The organism is bacterium (assembly GCA_024742285.1).
Taxonomy (GTDB): Bacteria; Myxococcota_A; UBA9160; order UBA9160; family UBA4427; genus UBA4427.
Window position 1 is genome coordinate 18,546 of sequence record JANSYR010000001.1, and the last position, 18,791, is coordinate 37,336.

The following is an 18,791-nucleotide window of genomic DNA, read 5'->3' on the forward strand; positions in this document are numbered from 1 at the left end:
CGGCCGGGAACATGGGCCGGAAGGGCCGGATCCGCTCGGCCCCGTGCCTACCGCCGAGAGAGCCCGTAGCGACGTGCGACCGCGTCCTGTCGCTCGGCGATCTGCGCGCGGCGCATCGCCGGAGAGAACGCCGGCTCGTCGTCCGGGAAGTGATCCGCCAGCGCGTCGAGCCGGACGAGCTCGACCGTGGGCTCGTGCTCCGGCCCGAGCTCGCCGACGACGCCCTGCCACCGCAGCAGGATCTGCCCCTGCGGCGCGGACGAGGCATCGAGCCAGTTCGCCACCCCCGGATCCCGCGTCGCGATCACGAAGCGATAGCGACCGTCGGACGAGAGCCGTGCCTGCGCCGTGTTCAGGCTCGTCGTCTGGTTCACGAAATCGAGCGCCTCGAACCACTCGGTCCCGATCTGGAAGCCCTGGTAGCGCGAGCGCGAGGGGCGCGTGGTGACGAGGAGCGCGGACTCGTCGTCGACCGCGTAGCGACCGGTCCCGTTGTACTGGTTCGAGAGCCCGCCCGTCTCGCCCGTCAAGCGCCGCATCGGCCGGAGCGTGTTCGGCTCGATCCCCGTGTAGACCTGGTCCACGAGCGCCGCGTAGCCCCGGAGCGCATCCTCGAGATAGTCGGCGGCCGCCGCGATCCGCCTTGCGGCCTCGGCGTCGGTGACCGTCCCGCTCCGCGTGCCGCGCTCGCCGACCCGCTCGATCGTGAGCTCGCCCGCCTCCTCCGCGGCCCAGTCGCCGTAGGTGAAGCGGACCAGGATCCGACGCGACCCGGGCAGCAGCTCGATCCAGTTCTCGTCCCTGGGCGCGCCCCCCACGTGGATCTCGAAGCGACCTTCCGCGTCGGTCACGAGCGAATCGAGCCCGGTCGACCCGAACGCGCGCATCGGCCGGTGGATCCCGGGATAGCCCTGGTACACCTGGACGTTGAAGTCGGCGGTCGTACCCCGGCGGCCCCGGATCACGTATTCGGCGTCATCGTCGATCCGGGTGACGAGGTAGAGGTTGTCGGGATTGCCGAGGGCGAGCTTCGCGAAGCGTTCGTCCTGCGCCTGGAAGAAGGGATGCGCCGTATCCGCCCAGGCGATCTCCTCGTCGATCGCCCGTCGCAGGAGACGAAGGACGTGGAGCGCGCCTTCCGCGCCCCCGTTCGGGACCGAGGAAGCCTCGTCGACCCGCGCGATCTCGGCGCTCTCCGCGATCTGTGCAGCGAGCCGCTGGAGCGAGTCGAAGGGATCCGCCGGGTCCCGCGCCGGCGACGATTGGCAGGCGACCAGGGTGGCCGTCAGCAGTCCGATCCAGCTACAGCGGAGTCCCGGCGACCTCACGCGTCCCCGACTCCCTTCGGCCGCTTGTGCATCGGACCGTCGGGCAGACGCCCGTCGACGTCGACGAACCCGAACTCGTCCGCGAGCTCGCGCGACACGAGGGCACGACCCGTCCGCTCGATCACTTTTTCGTCCGCGGCGAGGGCGGCGACCGCGCGGCCCGTGAAGAAGAGCGACTCCGCCTTGCTGAAGTCGAGCCCCTTCACGTTCTTCGCGTTCGCCTCGTTGCGCTCAGTCAGGACGAGGCCGGGCCAGAGCGAGACGACGGCGACACCGAATCGCTTCAGCTCGTGGGCGGTGTCCGCGGTCAGTCGATCGAGGGCGGCCTTGCCGACGCCGTAGGCCACGTGCCAGGCGTACTCCGCCGCGCCACTCGACGAGATGTTCGCGATCAGCCCGTGGCCGGCTTCGATCATGAGGGGGGCGGCGAAGCGACTCGCGACGTAGGCCGAGCGGGTGCCGACGTCGATCATGTCGTCCCAGTTGGAGATCGGGACCTCCCAGAAGGGCTTCCCGCTCGTGAGCTCGTTCGGAATGATGAAGGCGTTGTTGACCAGGACGTCGAGTCGGCCCTGCTCCGCTCGCACCCGGTCGAAGACGGCCTCGACCGCCGCGTCGTCGCGGTGGTCGCAGGCCAGGGCGATGCCCTCGCCTCCGACCGCGTCGATCTCGGCCGCGACGGCTTCGACCGTCCCGTCTTCCGGCGGGTCGGACGCGGACGTGCGGCGTGCCGTGACGTAGACCGTCGCGCCGCGCGCCCCCAGGCCGACGGCGCAGCCCCGGCCGATTCCCCGGCTCGCCCCGGTGACGATCGCGACCCGGCCGTCGAGGGCCCGGTCCACCGCGACAGGACCACTCACGAAACCGACCTCGCCCCGCTCGCCGGCACGTCGATCATGACGCGGCGCTCGCCGCCTTGGCGACCGGCTCCGCCCCCGACATCGCGCCGGCGTGGATCGCCGCATCGTCGTGGCTGAAGCGCGCCCGGTAGGCGGCCTCGGCGACCTTGGGGAGGACGCGCTCGACCGCTGCGGGATCCAGGCGCGAAGTCAGCTCGCCGGCACCGGCCCGCGCCAACATCTGCGGCAGCCGCGTCCGGATCTTGTCCATCGCCCACTCGAGCGGATCCCCCATCGCGGCCGGCTCGATGTGCACCATCTCGTTCGTGCTCTTCGCGTAGGACACGTAGTGGTAGTGGGGGTCCTCGTCGAAGCAGTCGAAGCGGAGATACTCGATCCGTTCGGCTCCTGGCTGCGGCTCGCCGAAGACGTGAAGGGAGACGCCGCAGTCGCTGATCTGGTCGATCTTGCCGTCGAACCCCTCGTCTGCCTGGTGCGCCGCGGCGATCGCGTCGTCGAGCAGCCGGTACTCGACCCAGATCGTGACCGGTCCGGCCTCGAACTTCTCGCTGTGCGCCTCGACGGGCGGGATCGGCATGATGTCGTACTTGGTGACGCCGCGATCGAACTCGTGCATGACGGAACCTCCCGATGGGGTCGGTGGCGCGACGGCGCCCCGAGCCTTCGATTCTATCTCGCCTTCGGCGGGCCGCGACGGGGTATGCTCGGACGTCCCGATGGCCCCGAATCCGAGGAGAATCCGAGAATGAACCGACTAGAGGGACGACGTGCGCTCGTGACCGGCGCCGCGAGTGGAATCGGCCGGGGGACCGCCCTCCGCCTCGCCGAGGAAGGCGCCGCAGTCTTCTGCGCGGACATCGCGGCGGAAGGCGCCCAGGAGACGGCGAAGCAGATCACGACCGCCGGCGGCACCGCGGCGGCGGGCGCCGTCGACGTCGCCGACGCCGCTTCCTGCGAGGCGGGGGTCGCGGCCGCCGTCGAAGCGCTCGGCGGACTCGACACCCTTGCCAACGTCGCGGGCATCCTCCGCCCCGGCCACACCCTCGAGCAGGATCCGGCGGTGTGGCACGCCACGATCGGCGTCAACCTGACCGGGACCTTCCAGATGTGTCGCGCGGCCCTCGCCCACCTCGTCGATCGCGAGGACGGTCCGGAGGGCGGCTGCGCGATCGTGAACATCGCCTCGGCCGCCGCGCTCCAGGGCGTCCCCTACAACGCCGCCTACTGTGCCTCGAAGGCCGGGGTCGTCGGGCTGACGCGATCCCTCGCTTCCGAGTATGCGCGACGCAAGGTGCGCGTGAATGCGATCTGCCCGGGCGGGATCAGCACGCCGATGACCGCCGCCGGCTTCCCGGTCGACGGGATCGACCCGGCGCTCTTCGCGCGGGTCGCGCCGCAGATGCCGATGGTCGGCCAACCCGAGGACATCGCGGCGCTGGTCGCCTACCTGGCGTCGGACGAGGCCCGCTACATGACCGGCTCGGCGATCACGATCGACGGAGGGCAGCTGGCGTGAGCGCGACGGCGGGCGAACCGATCGACCCCTTCGCGCCCGCTCCGCTCGGGCCGATCACCCTCCGCAACCGGATCATCAAGAGCGCGACCTTCGAGGGCGTCATGCCCGACGCGCTCGTGACCCCGGAGCTGATCGAGTACCACCGCCGCGTCGCCGCCGGCGGCGCCGGCATGAACACCGTCGCCTACGTCGCGGTCTCGCCGGACGGGCGCACGAACCGCGCCTGCCTCTACATGCGCGACGAGGCGATCCCCGGGCTGCGCAAGCTGACCGACACGATCCACGCCGAAGGCGCGAAGGCCTCCGCGCAGATCGGACACGCTGGACCCGTCGCCGACTCGAAGTCGAACGGCGTGGTCGGCTTCTCCGCCTCCCGCCGCTTCAACCCCCTGTCGATGCGCTTCACCCCGGCGGCAACCGAGGAAGACCTCGAGCGGGTGATCGACGACTTCCGGCGCACGGCCCTCGGCTGCGAGGCCGCGGGCTTCGATGCCCTCGAGGTCCATCTCGGACACAACTACCTGCTGAGCGCGTTCCTCTCCCCCGGGCTCAACGATGGGACCGATCGCTGGGGCGGCGCCCTCGAGAACCGGGCGCGCCTCTCCCGGGAAGTCCTGAAGGCGGTCCGCGAGGCCGTCGGAGGGCGGCTCGCGATCGTCGCGAAGCTCAACATGATCGACGCGGTCCCGAATGGACTGGGGATCGAGGAGAGTCTCGAGGTCGCGAAGATGATCGAGGCGGACGGGACCCTCGACGGCCTCGTGCTGACCGGCGGCAGCTCCTTCGGCAATCCGATGTTCCTCTTTCGCGGGGACGCCCCGCGCAAGGAGTTCGGCGCGGCGCTCTCGCCGCTCCTGCGCGTCGGCTTCAAGCTGGTCGGCCGGAAGTTCATGCCGGACACGCCCTTCGAGGAGGCCTACTTCGAGGCGCACGCCCGCCGCTTCAAGGACGCCCTCGATCTTCCGGTGATCCTCCTGGGCGGCATCAACAAGCGCGAGACGATCGAGAAGGCCCTCGCCGACGGCTTCGCCTTCGTGCAGATGGGCCGTGCCCTGCTCCGCGAGCCCGACCTGCTCCTCAAGATGCAGAGCGGGGAGCAGAACGAAGGCGTCTGCATCCACTGCAACCGGTGCATGCCGTCGATCTACTCGGGCACGCGATGCCTCCTGATCGACCCGGATCCGATCGAGGCGGGCCCGCCGGTCGCGTGAAGGCCGACCCCTTCGAGCGAAGCCTCACTCCTCCGGATCGGTGGTCCGCTCGAAGTCCAGGTGACGGACGATCATGCGCGTCGCCTCGTCGAGGTCGTCACCGGTGTAGACCTCCGCGGAGGGGCGATCTTCGAAGGACCGCGCCGCGTAGATGCGGGACCAGGCAATCGGATAGCTGACTCCATAGAGCACGACACCTCGCACGTCGTAGATGCTCATTCCGAGCCATTGGCCCACGACGAGCTGCGGCCACACGGGCAGACCCTCGGCGAAGGGCATCCCCTGATCCTTCCAGGTCAGGTCGTCGCCGAGGGCGGTGAGCGACGAATTCAGGACTCTGCGGTATCGGGGCTGCGCGACCCTCGAGAAGAAGTTCAGATGGACGTACGCGTCGACGTCGTGCTCGGACGCGAGCTCCCGCAACGTGTACTCCCGTACGAGCTCGAACTTCTTCTCGTCCGCGACCCCTGTCGTCGTGTCGTACACGCCGCCCACCTCTTCCGCGAATCGACGCCAGAGCGCGTCGAACGAGGCGTCTTCCACGACCTCGTAGCCCATCTGCTCCAGTCGACTTCCCACCGCGTGCATGACCCGTTTCACGATCCGCTCTCCGCCGTCCAGGTCGGCCGGCACACGAATCGGTCTGACGACGATCCTTTTGACGTCCTGGCGAAATCGCTCCTTCGAGACCTTGAAGGGATCGTATTCGGCGCCCGCCGGCGCAACGATCCAGCACGAAACGACCAGGAGCACGACGACGCGTCGCCCGATCCACCACCTACGACGCATGATCATCGCTCCCCGTGCAGTCGCTTCTCGATCAACGCCCGATCCGGCGCGTCGGGTGAGAGCTCGAGAAACCGACGGAAAGCAGAATCAGACTCCGCAGAGCGTCCGTCACTCGAGTAGAGGAATCCCAGCTCGCGGAAGGCCGAGGCGCGTTCGTCGTCGATCGCGACCGCCCGTTCGAGGGCCTCGATCGCCTTCCCCAGACTCGCCCCACGGCCGCCGCGGCCACCTCGAATCTCGCCCAGCAGCGCCCAGGCCTCGGCATCGTCTTCGTTGTATTCGAGGAGACGCTCGAGCGTGCGAATGGCCCGGTCCCGGCGACCGAGCTTCCGGTCGAGCTCCGCGTTCCGGGTACCGACCCGCGCGATTCTCGCACGATACGCTTCGACCCCCACGCGCTCGGCCGCGACACCGCACGCCCAACGCGGGTCGGGCGCAGGCTCGAGGCACGTTCGATCCCGCTCCGCGGCGATCGCCCGCATGCTGTCCCGGCGCTCCTCCAGCGCCGGATGGCTGGCGTAGTAATACGGATCCTCGACTTCCGTGCGGTTCAGCTCGCTCGACGTCAGCGCCACGTCCGCCATCAACATCTCGAAGAATCCCGCCGCATGGGACGGGTCGTACCCGAGCGCGGCCATCCGCAGCAGCCCGCCGCGATCGGATTCGCGCTCCTGGTCCTGGGAGAATCCGGCGAGCTGGGGCGCCAGGATGCCGTCTATTCCCTTCACCGAGATGTCGTTGAACGCCAGAGGCGACAGGCCGAGGGGGAGGAGGACGAGAGAGGCCATCAACCGCGTCGACTTCAGCTGCGTCTCGGCGCGTTCACGGTAGATGCGATCGGCGACCGCGTGCCGGTTCAGGAAATGGGTCAGCTCGTGGCCGAGGAGAGCCACCAGTTGCGCCTCGTTCTCGATCTGGCTGGCCATGCCGATGTGAAAATGGAGTGTCCCGTTTGGGAAGATCGAGGCGTTTCCGAACGGATTGTCGAGGAGCACCACGCGCACCTCGCCCGCGGAGCGCCGCTCCTGGACCAGCATCTCGTCGACCAGGTCCTGCAGATAGGTGCGAAACTCCGGATCTTCGAAGAGCAGGCCGGCTTCCTCGACCGCCTCGCAGTACTCGTCCGCGTTCGCGACGAGCTCCTCCTCGATGTCGGCGAAGTCCTCGGCGGGGATGCGCCCCATGTCGGGGCGCGTTGCCTGGCACGCGCCTAGCACGCCCACGACGCCCGCGAGAATTGCGAGCGAACGTAGAAAGGATGGCCAGGCGATCGAGCGCAAACTTGCCTCCCGCGAGATTCGACGACACGATACCCGAACATGATCCAAGACATCGAGCCCAGGGAGACGCCTCCGCCGCTGCCGCCCACGCGGCGCCCCTCGAGCGTGCGTCACGGCGCACCGAGCGCCGTTCGGGTCGCCTGCGCGATGCTGGCGGTCGCCTGGCAGTCGGGCTGCGTGCTCACTCCGACCCTCGAAGACGAGTCGGCTCTACGCGTATCGCCCAATCCCTTCATCGTCGGGATCGCCGACACCGACGCCGCCCTCGCCGAAGCCCCCACGACCGACGACGCCGATGCGCGGGCGGACGCCTCGTTCTGTCTCGACGACCTGTCGAATGGGTCTCCCATCGAAGACGACGATCCCCGCATCTCCGATTTCGCCACCCTCCTCGAGGAAGAGTTGCGCGCAATGGGATTCGGAACCGTCTCTCCGACGGAGACGAACGACACCTGGGACCGTGTCATGGCTGCCTCGGGCACGCTCTACGATCCGATCACCGGCCAACCGGACCTGGAGGCACACGACCGCGCGAGGCGCGCGGCCATGATCGCGCTCGACGAGGAACACGGCTGCGGGTTCCTGCTGATCCCGAGCATCGTCACGGTCAGCACCTCCTGGAGGAACGGGATCGCCAGGTGGGACGGAATCACCGAACGATTCGGAACCGGAGGGGCCGGCGCATTCGGCTCGACCGGTGCCCTCAGTCTGCACGTCTCGATCTGGGATCGTGAATGGGAGCGGGTCTACTTCGGAACCGGAGGAATCGAGTTGCTCGCGCGCGTCGTCGACTCCTTCTGGGAGTCCGACTTCGAGGACCTTCCGCGCGAATCGCTCCTCACGAATTCCGAGTGGAACCTGGATTCGATCCGCGAAGCGCTGCGCGACCTGCGAACGCCTGCGGACCCGCCGAACGACGACTCATGACGGCACGAGCGCGGATGCCGTGATCGGACTCCCCGGTCCGGATCGCGGGTGGATTCGCTAGCGCGGATCGAATCGGAAGACCCGATCGCCGGGCTCGGCGCGTCCCGCGCGACCGGTCAGCGTCTCGCCGACGTCGACGACCGTCGCGTGGGCCGCGGTCTCGGCGGCGGCACGGGCGCCTCCTTCGCCGGAATACTTCCGATCGCGGTCCGCCTTGACGGCTTCGTACTCCGCCGTCTCGTGGGGCACGTAGCCGAGTCGCCCCTCGATCCGCCGATCGTCGATCCGCATCACGACGCGATCGTCCTCGCGGACCTCCGAGGGCCAGCGCGTCAACCGACCGTCCTCGCAGTCGAGATCGCAGGCGACGTAGGCGACGCCGTCGGTCACGCTGAACCAGAGCGTGAGCGAGGTCTCGGCCCCGACGAGCTCCATCTCGAGCTCCGTCTTCGTGTCGAGCGCCGTCCAGTCGACCGCGTCGTAGGCGACGAGCTCGCCGGAGCGGAAGGGGCCCCCCTGGAAGATGAAGAAGGGGCCATCGGCGCGTCCGATCAGGAACAGGCCGAGGCCGACCACGAGCACCACCGCGCCCAGTCCCGCCAGGACGGGCCGTCCCCACCCCGAACTCTCCTCAGCCATGTCGCCCTCCTCGCGTCGTGCGTCGACCCGAGACCCTAGCCGAGAGAACCGTGCGTCGAGGGCGTTCGCGGACCGGCCGGTCGGATCTATGCGATCGTCCCCTCGTCTGGCCCGCAGACACGAGGAGAGCCCCGATGCACCACGCCGTCACCTTCTTCGGAACCGAATACTGCATGTCGCCGATCCTGCTCGGGCCGGCGGTCGAGGAGCGCGGCTTCGAGTCGCTCTGGGTCGCCGAGCACTCGCACATCCCCGCGAGCCGGCTCTCGCCCTGGCCCGGCGGCGCCGAGCTCCCGCAGTTCTACTACGACGCGATGGACCCCTTCGGCTGGCTGTCGGCGGCGGCAGCGGTCACGACCACGCTCAAGGTCGCCACCGGCATCTGTCTCGTCGTCCAGCGCGACCCGATCCAGACCGCCAAGCAGGTCGCCTCCCTCGACCAGATCTCGGGCGGACGCTTCCTCTTCGGGATCGGCGCGGGTTGGAACATCGAGGAGATGAACAACCACGGAACCAACGGAGAAGGCCGCTTCAAGCTCATGCGCGAGCGGATCGAGGCGATGAAGGAGATCTGGACGAAGGACGAGGCGTCCTACGCCGGCGAGCACGTCTCCTTCGATCGCATCATCGCGAACCCGAAGCCGGTCCAGAAGCCGCACCCGCCGATCCACGTCGGCGGGGCCTTCCCGGGCGGGTCCCGCCGCGCCGTCCGCTACGCCGACGGCTGGATCCCGATCGGCGGACGCGAGGACATGGACTTCCCCGAGATGGTCCGGGACTTCCGTGCGATGGCCGAGGAGGCCGGTCGCGACCCCGACGAGCTGGAGATCTCGATCTTCGCGGTGCCGCCGGACGGCGACTTCGTGAAGCGATGTGAGGACGCGGGGGTCTCGCGCGTGGTCTACGGCGCGCCGCCCGCCGGCGCGGACGTCGTGCTGCCCTTCCTCGACACGCTGGCGGGTCTCCGTTGAGGCTCTCCTAGTCGGCCGGGAGGGGCTCCGGAAGGGCCTCCGGAAGGGCGAAGGCGATGATCGCGTCGTCCGAGGGCGAGCCGAGCGGGAAGTGGCCGCCCGCGGCGATGACCACGTACTGCCGACCTTCGGGTCCGACCCGGTAGGTCATCGGCGTCGCGTTCGCCGAAGTCGGGAGCAGCGCGTCCCAGAGCATCTCCCCGGTCTCCACGTCGAAGGCGCGGAAGGTCCGGTCGAGGGTCGCGCCGATGAAGACGAGGCCGCCGGCGGTCTGGATCGGGCCACCCTGGTTGGGCGTGCCCCACTCGAAGAAGCGCCCGAAGGCCGGCGCGAGCTCGCGGAGGTTGCCCAGCGGGCGCTGCCACTCGACCTCACCCGTCGCCAGATCGATGCTCGTGAGGAGTCCCCACGGCGGCGGCGTGCACGGCATGCCCCAGTCCGACAGGAGCGGCGCGCGAAGGGTCACGTAGGGCGTACCTTCCTGGGGCTGCGCGCCGACGAGGTCCGTGCCCTCCAGACTCGTCGCCTCTTCGCGCGGGACCACCTGGACGATGAAGGGGTTGTGCATCGAGTTCACGACGAGCCGCCCGCGCGCCTCGTCGACGGAGAGCGAGCCCCAGTTCACCCCACCCCCGAGCCCCGGGAAGACGACCGAACCCTCGGCGCTCGGCGGCGTGAAGATCCCATCGTTGCGAAGCGAGCCGACCAGCTCGCGACACTGGGCGCGATCGATCGGCGTGAGCCCCCAGACGTCCTCGTCCGGAAGCGAGTGCGGGTGGAGCGGCGCAGGCTTCGTCGGCACGGGCTGTCGCTCCGCGATCACCTCGCCGGTCACGCCCCCCTGCGGCGCCGCGACCCTCTCGATCGGAAAGATCGGCTCGCCCGTCCGGCGATCCAGCAGGAAGACGTGGCCCATCTTGGTCGCCTGGGCGAGGGCCGGGAAGCCCTCGCCGTCCGGCCCGCCCGGATGGGTATAGAGGACGGGCTGGGAGGCCACGTCGTAGTCCCAGACGTCGTGGTAGACGGTCTTGAAGTCCCACTCGAGTCGGCCGGTCCGTGCGTCGAGGGCGACCACGGCGCTCGCATAGCGTCCGAGACCGTGTCGCTCGCCGCCGTAGTGATCCGGCGCGGCGTTGCCCATCGGCACGTAGACCCGTCCGAGCGCTTCGTCCCCCGACATCATCGACCAGGCGTTCGCGGTCCCGCGCGTATAGGTCGCCCCCGCCGCGACGTCCTCCGCAGTGACCGGTTCCATCCCTTCCGGAACGGGATCCCAGGCCCAGACCAGCTCTCCGGTCTTCGCATCCCAGCCGCGGATCACGCCGCCGGGCGCATCGACGCGCTGGCCATCGGTGACCCAGGCACCGGTCACGACCCGACCCGCGACGACCGTCGGCGGCGAAGTCATGTAGTACTCGGCGGCGCGCGTCTCGCCGATGCCGTGCAGAAGATCGACGACGCCCGCCTCCCCGAAGTCGCCACACGTCTCGCCGGTCTCCGCATCGAGCGCGATCAGGCGCGCATCGAGGGTCCCGAGATAGATCCGCGACGCGCACGCCTCGCCCGCGGCGACCTCGACGCGACCGTGAGCCACGCCGCGACAGAGCGGGTTGTAGATCCCGTCGAGCGCAGGCTCCGCATCGAAACGCCAGCGCTCGGCCCCCTGCTCGGCATCGATCGAGATCACCTGGTTCCGCGGCGTGCAGAACACGAGCGCATCGTCGACCAGGATCGGCGTCACCTGGAGCGAGGTCGTCGGCGTGACGTCCCCGCTCTCGAATCGCCAGGCCTCCTCGAGACGACCGACGTTGCCCCGATCGATCTGCGCGTTCCCCGAGAAGCGCGCTCCGCCGAGCGGCCCGCCGACGTGCGGCCAGCCATCGACGGGTCCCGCGTAGTCGATCGGGTCGTCGCTCCCACAACCCAGGAGCCCGACCAGAATGGCGCCCGACAGGCCCAGCCCGCCTCGCCGAATCCCCACCCGCCACGCCTCGGATCCACCCGTCATCTCGTTCCTCGTTCGAAAAGGTCCCACTTCGCTGAGCCGAAACCCGCCTGGACGGGTCTCCCGAGCCTAACCGAATCGCCCGCGGGTCGGTGGAGGCCCGGATCGCCGCAATCCGGCCGCCCGGACGTCAAGCCGCCCCGCCGTCCGGCCGATTTCCGGGGCATGCAGCACACTCGTCCCGACCGAAGCCTGACCGTCTTCGCCCTCGCCCTGGGCCTCGTCGCCGCCCTGACGGGCTGCGCGACCAAGAACGCCGCCTGGGTCCACGAGAACCTCGAGCACACCGAGAACTTCCACGCCGGAACCTCGGTCCTCGAGACGCCGCCCTTCGACACGGCGAAGCCCCACCGCGCGACGCTCCGCGCCACGGCCCGGGCCCGCGGCCGCCGCGTCGGCGCCGACATCGAGCTGGCCGTCCGCGCCCAGCTCGACGACTACTCCTTCCTCGATCGCGTCTCCTTCTCGACGTCGAGCCAGCGCGCTTTCCCGATTCAGGTCGTGAAGCGCGAGCCCGTCGACTGTGGAACCACGGACCGGTCGCTCTGCGACGTCTACGAGTACGTGACGATCAAGCTCTCCCGCGACTTCCTGAAGTCGAAGAAGAACACGGGCTTCCATGCGAAATTCTGGGGGCGTCGCGACAGCGTCGTGATCCACGTCCCGCCGGACTACATCGAAGGCCTGCTCGCGCGCATGGAGAACCGCCCGCCGGTCAGCCCGACGAGTCAGCCGGTCCCGGCCGCCCCGGCGCCCTGATCGCGCGCGCCTCCGGGAAGGACCCGCGGTCCTAGCTCCAGTGCGGGTCGTCCTCGCGACCCAGCTCCTTCAAGCGCTCGATGACCGGGATCAGGATCTCGCCGTCGAGGCTTCCCTCGATGTACCGCTCGTAGCGCTCGCCGTCCTCGGCCCAGAGGTGGCAGGTGTTCCGGTTGGCCTGGGCGCGGGACTCGCGCTCCTCGCGCGAGAGCTCCGAGCGTCGGACGCCCGCCTTCATCTGGTCCTCGATCCGGATCGACCAGGTCGACTGCACGATCGCCGGCGCCATCGCCTGGATCAGCGCATTCGTGTGCGTGCAGCCATTCGGTCCGCCGAAGAGATCCTTCGTCTTGCGCAGGAAGCCACGGGCGACCGAGAGACCGACGAGCTTCCGGTAGGAAGCCGCGATCATCGGGCAGTTCGCGTGGGGATGGGATTCGAAGACGACGCTCGCGTCCGTGATCTCGAGGGACGGATACGCGACGCGAAGCTCGACCACCATCTGATGCACCTCGAGCTCGTCGGGGTCGTCGGCGACATAGAGCCCCGGCGGCTTGCGATCGGAGACCGCACCGCGAACCAGGAGCTCGTTCTGGGACACGCGATAGACCTTCGTCTCGTAGTCGCGGGTGTGGATCTGTTCGAGGTCGGGTTCTTCGGGGAGCAGTGACATGGGCGAGTGTTTAGCACTCCGCCCACCCGCTTCCGGAACGACGTCGCGCGCTATGGTGCGTCGCCCATGTCCGCCGCCGCCTCCCCCGAACCGCATGCCAGCGAGCTGCTGACCGCCACGCAGCGACGCGTCGTGATCGCGGGCATGATGGGCGGCGTCTCTCTCGCCGCGATCGACCAGATGGTGCTGTCGACCGCCGTCGCCGCGATCGCCGGCGAGCTCGGCGACATCGGCCAGGCGCCCTGGATCTTCAGCGCGAACCTCCTGACGAGCGCGTCGAGCATGCCCATCTGGGGCAAGCTCGGCGACCTCTACGGTCGCCGGCGCGTGTTCCAGATCGCCATCTCGCTCTTCATCGTCGCCTCGCTGGTCGCGGCGACCTCGGACTCGATGCTCCAGCTGATCGTCTGTCGCGCGCTCCAGGGGCTCGGGGGCGGAGCGCTCCTCACGATGCCCTACGCGATCCTCGGCGACATCGTCCCGCCCCGGGATCGAGCCGCGTACGTGGGCTTCATCTCCGTCGTCTGGACGGCGGCCGGCTTCGTCGGGCCGCCGCTCGGCGGCTTCTTCGTCGACGGACCGGGCTGGCGGTGGATGTTCACGATGAACGTGCCCGCCGCGCTCTTCGCGTTGATCGCGCTCCAGACCTGCTACCGGATCCCCGTCCAACGGATCGAGCACCGCGTCGACTTCGAGGGCGCGCTGCTCCTCTTCGGCTCCGTCGGAACGCTGATCCTCTACACGTCCTGGGCCGGCGAGGCCCTGGGCTGGTTCTCTCCCGGCGCGCTCGCGTTCCTGGGAGCGAGCGCGCTCCTCGGCGTGGCCTTCGCGTTCCAGGAGCGCCGTGCCGCCGAGCCGATCCTCGAGCTCTCGCTCCTGCGACGTCGAACGATCTGGCCGCCGCTCCTCGCCACCTGCATCTTCGGTTTCGCCAACTTCGCGATCGCCTTCTTCCTCCCTCTCTTCGGGATCGTGGTTCGCGGCGCGAACACCGTCCAGGCCGGCTTCACCCTCGCGCCCCTCACCCTCGGACTGCTCGCCGCCGGGATCGTGACCGGCCGCCGCGCGGCGACCACCCAGCGCTATCGACGCTATGCGTCCATCGGACTCGCGATCTACATCGCGGGCCTCGCCGGCCTCATCACCTCGGATGCGACGACGCCGCTGGTCGTCTTCCTCGGATGGAGCCTCCTGCTCGGCCTCGGCAGCGGCTCCCTCAGCCCGGTCGTCGTCTCCGCGATCCAGAACGCCGTCGAAGAGCGCTATCTCGGGGTGGCGAGTTCGCTTCCCGGTTTCTCGCGCGCGGTCGCGCAGACGATCGGGACCTCGGTGCTCGGGTCGTTCCTCGCGATCCGCATCACGCGACGTCTCCAGGCGGACGTGGCGGGCGTCGCCCCGGCCGGGACCGATCTCGACTACTTCGTGGACAGCCCGGACGCGGTCCGCGATCTCGAGGGCCCGCTCCTCGAAGCGGTCGTCGAGGCCTACCGCGCGGCCTTCTCCGACACCTTCTCCGTGATGCTCGTCGTCATGGCGCTCGCACTCGTGGTGTCGCGCTTCATGCGAGACCCGAAGCTGCGCACGCAGACGTGAGTCGCACTAGCGCGAGCCCGCGCGGGCGCCGTCCTTCGCGATGACCTCGTCGCCGTAGCGGCGCAGATAGTCGAGCTTCTCCTTAAGGGTCGCCTCCGGGCCGACGGTATAGGGGAAGGGGTAGGAGACCGTCCCCGTCATGCCGAGCTCGACGAGATGCGCGCGTTGGTCCGCACTCACGTCCTCCACGAACGGCACGATCGCCTCGAAGGGCTCGGCTTCGCGGCCGGCTTCCTTTCGATGCGCCGCGATCGTCTCGAGGATCTCCACCGCTTCGGCGTAGGTCTCTCCCCTGCCCGACCAACCGTCGCCGTAGCGACCGGCCCGGCGGAGCGCGGCCGCATTCACGCCCCCCATCCAGATGGGCACGGGCTTCGAAGGCGCGGGCCGCATCTGCATGGCCGGGAACGAGTAGTGCTCGCCTTCGTGCTCGACGATCTCGCCGGTCAGCAGCTTGCGGATCACCTCGACCTGCTCGTCGATCCTCGCCCCCCGCTTCTCGAAGGTCCGACCCAGGACGTCGAACTCGTCCTTCATCCAGCCGGCACCGACGCCGAGCACGGCGCGGTCGTTCGAGAACACCGCCGCGGTCCCGAGCGCCTTCGCGACTTCGACGGGATGACGCAACGGCAGGATGTAGACGTTCGTCGCGAAGCGCAGCCGGGACGTACGTTGGGCCAGGACGGCCATCAGGACGAAGGACTCGGGAAAGGGCGCGGCGACCGGGAAGTCCGGCTCGCCATCGGCGCTGTAGGGGTACTTCGACTTCCGCTCCTCCGGCACGAACACGTGGTCGGAGAGGAGCAGCCCTTCGAAGCCGACCTCTTCGGCGACGGGGGCGATCTCGAGCATCTCTTCCGGCTTCGCGTAGCCGAGGGCCTGCCAGTGCTTCACGGTCTTCCTCCTGGGACTTCCCGCCCCACGCCCGAGCTTGGCACGCGGCCCGCGGTCTGACCATCGGCGCGACGAGCGCGACCGGGTTCGAAAACCGATGTCTCTCCGACCTCGTTGCGGGCGCCGTGCGATGCGCGAGACTGGTCGCGGGCGTCGCGGGCGTGACGTTCCGAGGGAGTGGCATGACGAACGCGACCGACGAAACGTTCGATCTCGTGATCGTGGGCAGCGGGGCCGCCGCCGCCGCCGCCGCCCTCGCCGCGCAGTCCCTCGGCAAGCGCGTCGTCGTGCTCGAGAAGCAGGCGCGCTTCGGCGGCTCGACGGCGATCTCGGGGGGCGTGCTCTGGGTCCCGGACAATCCGCTGATGGCGGAGGAAGGGATCCCCGACTCGCGCGAGCGCGCCCGGACCTATCTCGACGCCGCCGTGGCGACGGACACGCCCTTCTCGTCATCCGCCCATCGGGACACCTTCCTCCGTGTCGGGCCCGCTCTCGTGACCTTCCTTCGCGAGCGGGGCATGAGGTTCTTCCGGCCCGACGGGTGGTCCGACTACTACGACGAGCTGCCCGGCGGCGAGCCGCGGAGTCGCTGCCTGATGGCGCCGCTCTACGATGCCCGGCGACTCGGCGAGTGGGGCCCGCGCCTCGCGCGCTCGCCCGTCGGCGGGGGCCTCCCGGTCCACAGCCACGAGCTCACGGATCTCTTCCTCGTCTGGCGAACCTGGCGCGGCAAGCGGATGGCCCTCGAGATGGTCCGCCGGAAGGTCTCGGCCTGGCTTCGTGGCGCCGACTTCGTCACCAACGGCGCCGCGCTCCAGGGCCGCCTGCTCGAGATCCTGCTCGCGCACGAGATTCCGATCCGACTCGCGAGTCCGGTCGAGGCACTCGTCGAGGAAGACGGCCGAGTCGTCGGCGTCGAGGTCGGGGGCGACCGGCCGGGGATCATTCGCGGGCGCGACGGCGTGCTGCTCAACGCGGGCGGCTTCTCGCGAAACGATCGGCTCCGTCGCGAAGCGGGTCGCGCCCCGGCGACGAGTGAGTGGACGGCGACCAACCCGGGCGACACCGGCGAGATCCTCGAGCAGGCCCGCGCGCTCGGCGCCGCGACGGACAATCTCGATGCCTTCTGGTGGGTCCTGACTTCGAAGAACCTGGACGGGAGCTGGCCCGAAGGGACGACGATGCCCGACGGGTCGGTCGCCCCCTGGATGCACCACCTCGATCTGTCGCTCCCTCATTCGATCCTCGTCGACGGGCGGGGTGAACGCTTCTGCAACGAGAGCGCCTCGTACATGGAGCTGGGCGAAGCGATGTTCACGCGCCACGCGGAGACGGGCAGCGCAATCCCGGCCTGGACGATCATGGACGCCGTCCACCGGTCCCGGTATCCGTGGGGCACCGCGCTGCCGGGCACCACGCCCGAGGCCTGGCTCGAGAGTGGCTACATGAAGCGCGCCGACTCCCTCGAAGATCTCGCCAAGGACTGCGGGATCGACGCAGCGGGTCTCGTCGCGACGGTCGAACGCTGGAACGCCGCCTGCGCCGAGGGCGTCGACCCGGACCATCACCGCGGCGAGCGCGTCTTCGATCGCATCCACGGCGACCCCACGGTCCGGCCGAACCCCGGCATGGGCACGATCGCGAAGCCGCCCTTCCATGCCGTACCGATGTTCCCGAGCGACGTCGGCTGCGCGGGGGGGCTCGTGACCGATCCCTACGCGCGGGTACTCCGAACGGACGGAAGCGCGATCGAGGGTCTCTACGCGGCGGGCAACACCACCGCCTCCCTCTTCGTGAAGACCTATCCCGGCGCCGGCTCGAGCATCTCCGCGAGCCTCGTCCACGGCTTCGTGGCGGCCCACCACGCGGCCGGGGCCGCCGCACGGATCGACGCGATCGGCCAGGAGCAGACCGCATGAAGGACGCCACCCCGCTCGTCGCCGGCGCCGACTTCCCGTCGGCGCTCGAACGCGCCGATCTCGTCCCCGCCGCCCGCTACTACGACCCGGACTTCTTCGCGCTCGAGCGCGACCGGTTCTGGACGCGCACGTGGCAGATGGCCTGTCGGCTCGACGAGATTCCGCGGGTCGGGGACTGGGTCGAGTACGAGTGTCTCGGTCGATCGGTGATCGTCACGCGGGTCCAATCGGACGAGATCCGCGCCTACCACAACGCGTGTCGCCACCGCGGGACCCAGCTCGCCGCCGGTCGCGGGCACTCGCCGAACGGCTTCACCTGTCCCTTCCACGGCTGGTGCTGGAACCTCGACGGGAGCAATCGCGCGGTCTTCGCCGCCGACGTCTTCGACCCGGCGCTCCTCGAACCGGAGGCGCTCCGCCTGGCCGAGGCGCGGGCCGACACCTGGGGCGGCTGCGTCTGGATCAACTTCGACGACGAAGCCCCTCCCCTTCGCGCCAGCCTCGAACCCTTCGCCACCTACCACGACGCGCTCGGCGTCGAGCGCATGCACGCGGAGAGCTGGTTCGAGACGATCGTGCCGGCGAACTGGAAGCTCGTCGCCGAGGCCTTCATGGAGGGCTACCACGCCGATCAGACCCACCCGCAGCTCCTCGCCCGCTCGGCGAAGCAGGGCTACTCGGCCGGGACCGACCCTCTCGGCTTCGTCGATCCCGACGACATCGTCGGCAGCTCGCTCTACTTCATGCGTAGCCTGTCGGAAGGCATGGGCGGGGGCATGATTCACGCCCGCGACATCGAGGTCGCCGAGACCCTCCTCGGGATGGAGCTGCCCGACGATCCGCTCGAGGCACTCACGGCCTGGACGACGCGACTGAACGACGAGATCCGCGCGCGCGCGAAGGCCGCCGGCGGCGACATGCCGGACCTGAACGCGCTCCTCGCCTCGGGGCACGTCCACAGCGTGAACTTCTGCTTCCCGCATTTCTGGTATCTGCCGGTCTACGGCAACGCCGCGTCCTACCGGATCCGCCCGATCTCGCCGCAGGAGACCCGCTTCGAGGTCTGGACGACGACGCTCTGGCCGATCGAGGACGCGGGCGCGATTCCGCGCGAGCCGACCTCGCGCGCTCTCGATGATCCCGGCTGGGGCGAAGTCCTGCGCCAGGACTTCGACAACCTGCCGCGGCTCCAGGCGGGCGTCCGCAGCCCGGGCTTCGAGGCGATGCGTCTCGCGCGGGACGTCGAGGGGACGATCGCGAACTTCCATCAGGCCCTCGACGGCTTCCTCGCCCGGCGCGACCACGAGGACCTGCTGCCGGCCATCCAGGGCGTGTCCGGTCCGATCGACGCCCCGATCCGCGACCTCGGCCTCTAGCGCTCGCTCGTTCGCGACCCGCGGTCCCGATCTCTAGGGCGCACGCGATCG

17 protein-coding genes are annotated in these 18,791 nt (G+C 69.6%); 8 read left to right on the forward strand and 9 right to left on the reverse strand.

What is annotated here, in order from left to right:
- Positions 1 to 47: 47 nt before the first annotated feature.
- The 3 genes from NXI30_00090 to NXI30_00100 are packed head-to-tail and all read right to left on the reverse strand — an operon-like array spanning position 48 to position 2,804.
- Positions 48 to 1,328, reverse strand: coding sequence for a hypothetical protein (locus NXI30_00090; protein ID MCR9092589.1), 1,281 nt, complete (start codon positions 1,326 to 1,328; stop codon positions 48 to 50).
- Positions 1,325 to 2,188: an SDR family NAD(P)-dependent oxidoreductase gene (locus tag NXI30_00095; protein ID MCR9092590.1), complete on the reverse strand. Its 864-nt coding sequence runs from the start codon at positions 2,186 to 2,188 to the stop codon at positions 1,325 to 1,327. Before NXI30_00095 ends, NXI30_00090 begins: the two co-directional genes overlap by 4 nt.
- Before the next feature lie 34 nt (positions 2,189 to 2,222).
- On the reverse strand, positions 2,223 to 2,804 hold the full coding sequence (locus tag NXI30_00100) for a hypothetical protein (GenBank protein ID MCR9092591.1): 582 nt from the start codon (positions 2,802 to 2,804) through the stop codon (positions 2,223 to 2,225).
- Positions 2,805 to 2,933: 129 nt separating this feature from the next.
- Between NXI30_00100 and NXI30_00105 the strand changes: the two genes are divergently transcribed.
- Together NXI30_00105 and NXI30_00110 are read left to right on the forward strand one after the other, a co-directional pair.
- Positions 2,934 to 3,704 carry an SDR family oxidoreductase gene (locus NXI30_00105; protein MCR9092592.1) on the forward strand — a complete coding sequence of 257 codons (771 nt, stop codon included), beginning with the start codon at positions 2,934 to 2,936 and terminating at the stop codon, positions 3,702 to 3,704.
- Positions 3,701 to 4,915, forward strand: a complete 1,215-nt coding sequence (locus NXI30_00110) for an NADH:flavin oxidoreductase (GenBank protein ID MCR9092593.1) — start codon at positions 3,701 to 3,703, stop codon at positions 4,913 to 4,915. Before NXI30_00105 ends, NXI30_00110 begins: the two co-directional genes overlap by 4 nt.
- 24 nt (positions 4,916 to 4,939) lie before the next feature.
- On the opposite strand, the gene NXI30_00115 is transcribed toward NXI30_00110, so the two are convergent.
- Both NXI30_00115 and NXI30_00120 read right to left on the reverse strand, forming a co-directional pair.
- A complete protein-coding gene (locus NXI30_00115; protein MCR9092594.1) occupies positions 4,940 to 5,704 on the reverse strand; it encodes a hypothetical protein in 765 nt (254 codons plus the stop codon).
- A 2-nt stretch (positions 5,705 to 5,706) separates the two neighbouring features.
- Complete coding sequence (locus NXI30_00120) at positions 5,707 to 6,888, reverse strand: M48 family metalloprotease (GenBank protein MCR9092595.1); 1,182 nt, start codon at positions 6,886 to 6,888, stop codon at positions 5,707 to 5,709.
- Positions 6,889 to 7,023: 135 nt separating this feature from the next.
- On the opposite strand from NXI30_00120, the gene NXI30_00125 reads away from it, so the two are divergent.
- Positions 7,024 to 7,911: a hypothetical protein gene (locus tag NXI30_00125; GenBank protein ID MCR9092596.1), complete on the forward strand. Its 888-nt coding sequence runs from the start codon at positions 7,024 to 7,026 to the stop codon at positions 7,909 to 7,911.
- A gap of 57 nt (positions 7,912 to 7,968) precedes the next feature.
- On the opposite strand, the gene NXI30_00130 is transcribed toward NXI30_00125, so the two are convergent.
- A complete protein-coding gene (locus tag NXI30_00130; GenBank protein MCR9092597.1) occupies positions 7,969 to 8,550 on the reverse strand; it encodes a hypothetical protein in 582 nt (193 codons plus the stop codon).
- A 134-nt stretch (positions 8,551 to 8,684) separates the two neighbouring features.
- Between NXI30_00130 and NXI30_00135 the strand changes: the two genes are divergently transcribed.
- Complete coding sequence (locus NXI30_00135; protein MCR9092598.1) at positions 8,685 to 9,521, forward strand: LLM class F420-dependent oxidoreductase; 837 nt, start codon at positions 8,685 to 8,687, stop codon at positions 9,519 to 9,521.
- A gap of 7 nt (positions 9,522 to 9,528) precedes the next feature.
- Here NXI30_00135 and NXI30_00140 read toward each other — a convergent pair whose 3' ends face one another.
- Complete coding sequence (locus NXI30_00140) at positions 9,529 to 11,529, reverse strand: pyrroloquinoline quinone-dependent dehydrogenase (protein MCR9092599.1); 2,001 nt, start codon at positions 11,527 to 11,529, stop codon at positions 9,529 to 9,531.
- A 162-nt stretch (positions 11,530 to 11,691) separates the two neighbouring features.
- Between NXI30_00140 and NXI30_00145 the strand changes: the two genes are divergently transcribed.
- Complete coding sequence (locus NXI30_00145) at positions 11,692 to 12,285, forward strand: hypothetical protein (GenBank protein ID MCR9092600.1); 594 nt, start codon at positions 11,692 to 11,694, stop codon at positions 12,283 to 12,285.
- A 31-nt stretch (positions 12,286 to 12,316) separates the two neighbouring features.
- Here NXI30_00145 and NXI30_00150 read toward each other — a convergent pair whose 3' ends face one another.
- Positions 12,317 to 12,958: a DUF2889 domain-containing protein gene (locus NXI30_00150; GenBank protein MCR9092601.1), complete on the reverse strand. Its 642-nt coding sequence runs from the start codon at positions 12,956 to 12,958 to the stop codon at positions 12,317 to 12,319.
- 66 nt (positions 12,959 to 13,024) lie between these two features.
- On the opposite strand from NXI30_00150, the gene NXI30_00155 reads away from it, so the two are divergent.
- The gene (locus tag NXI30_00155) at positions 13,025 to 14,551 is read left to right on the forward strand and encodes an MFS transporter (GenBank protein MCR9092602.1); all 1,527 of its coding nucleotides are present in this window, start codon (positions 13,025 to 13,027) and stop codon (positions 14,549 to 14,551) included.
- Positions 14,552 to 14,557: 6 nt separating this feature from the next.
- On the opposite strand, the gene NXI30_00160 is transcribed toward NXI30_00155, so the two are convergent.
- Positions 14,558 to 15,445 (reverse strand): TIGR03619 family F420-dependent LLM class oxidoreductase, encoded by an 888-nt coding sequence (locus NXI30_00160; protein ID MCR9092603.1) that lies wholly within the window; start codon positions 15,443 to 15,445, stop codon positions 14,558 to 14,560.
- A gap of 182 nt (positions 15,446 to 15,627) precedes the next feature.
- Between NXI30_00160 and NXI30_00165 the strand changes: the two genes are divergently transcribed.
- Both NXI30_00165 and NXI30_00170 read left to right on the forward strand, forming a co-directional pair.
- Complete coding sequence (locus NXI30_00165; GenBank protein ID MCR9092604.1) at positions 15,628 to 17,364, forward strand: FAD-dependent oxidoreductase; 1,737 nt, start codon at positions 15,628 to 15,630, stop codon at positions 17,362 to 17,364.
- Entirely contained in the window at positions 17,361 to 18,740 is a 1,380-nt protein-coding gene (locus tag NXI30_00170; GenBank protein ID MCR9092605.1) for an aromatic ring-hydroxylating dioxygenase subunit alpha, read from the forward strand. The genes NXI30_00165 and NXI30_00170 overlap by 4 nt, the downstream gene beginning before the upstream one ends.
- Positions 18,741 to 18,791 lie beyond the last annotated feature (51 nt).

Coding starts and splice junctions, on each gene's coding strand:
- NXI30_00100 (MCR9092591.1), bottom strand. CDS start 2,804: ATGCACGAGTTCGATCGCGGCGTCACCAAGTACGACATCATGCCGATC.
- NXI30_00105 (MCR9092592.1), top strand. CDS start 2,934: ATGAACCGACTAGAGGGACGACGTGCGCTCGTGACCGGCGCCGCGAGT.
- NXI30_00115 (MCR9092594.1), bottom strand. CDS start 5,704: ATGCGTCGTAGGTGGTGGATCGGGCGACGCGTCGTCGTGCTCCTGGTC.
- NXI30_00120 (MCR9092595.1), bottom strand. CDS start 6,888: ATGGGGCGCATCCCCGCCGAGGACTTCGCCGACATCGAGGAGGAGCTC.
- NXI30_00125 (MCR9092596.1), top strand. CDS start 7,024: ATGATCCAAGACATCGAGCCCAGGGAGACGCCTCCGCCGCTGCCGCCC.
- NXI30_00130 (MCR9092597.1), bottom strand. CDS start 8,550: ATGGCTGAGGAGAGTTCGGGGTGGGGACGGCCCGTCCTGGCGGGACTG.
- NXI30_00135 (MCR9092598.1), top strand. CDS start 8,685: ATGCACCACGCCGTCACCTTCTTCGGAACCGAATACTGCATGTCGCCG.
- NXI30_00140 (MCR9092599.1), bottom strand. CDS start 11,529: ATGACGGGTGGATCCGAGGCGTGGCGGGTGGGGATTCGGCGAGGCGGG.
- NXI30_00145 (MCR9092600.1), top strand. CDS start 11,692: ATGCAGCACACTCGTCCCGACCGAAGCCTGACCGTCTTCGCCCTCGCC.
- NXI30_00150 (MCR9092601.1), bottom strand. CDS start 12,958: ATGTCACTGCTCCCCGAAGAACCCGACCTCGAACAGATCCACACCCGC.
- NXI30_00155 (MCR9092602.1), top strand. CDS start 13,025: ATGTCCGCCGCCGCCTCCCCCGAACCGCATGCCAGCGAGCTGCTGACC.
- NXI30_00165 (MCR9092604.1), top strand. CDS start 15,628: ATGACGAACGCGACCGACGAAACGTTCGATCTCGTGATCGTGGGCAGC.
- NXI30_00170 (MCR9092605.1), top strand. CDS start 17,361: ATGAAGGACGCCACCCCGCTCGTCGCCGGCGCCGACTTCCCGTCGGCG.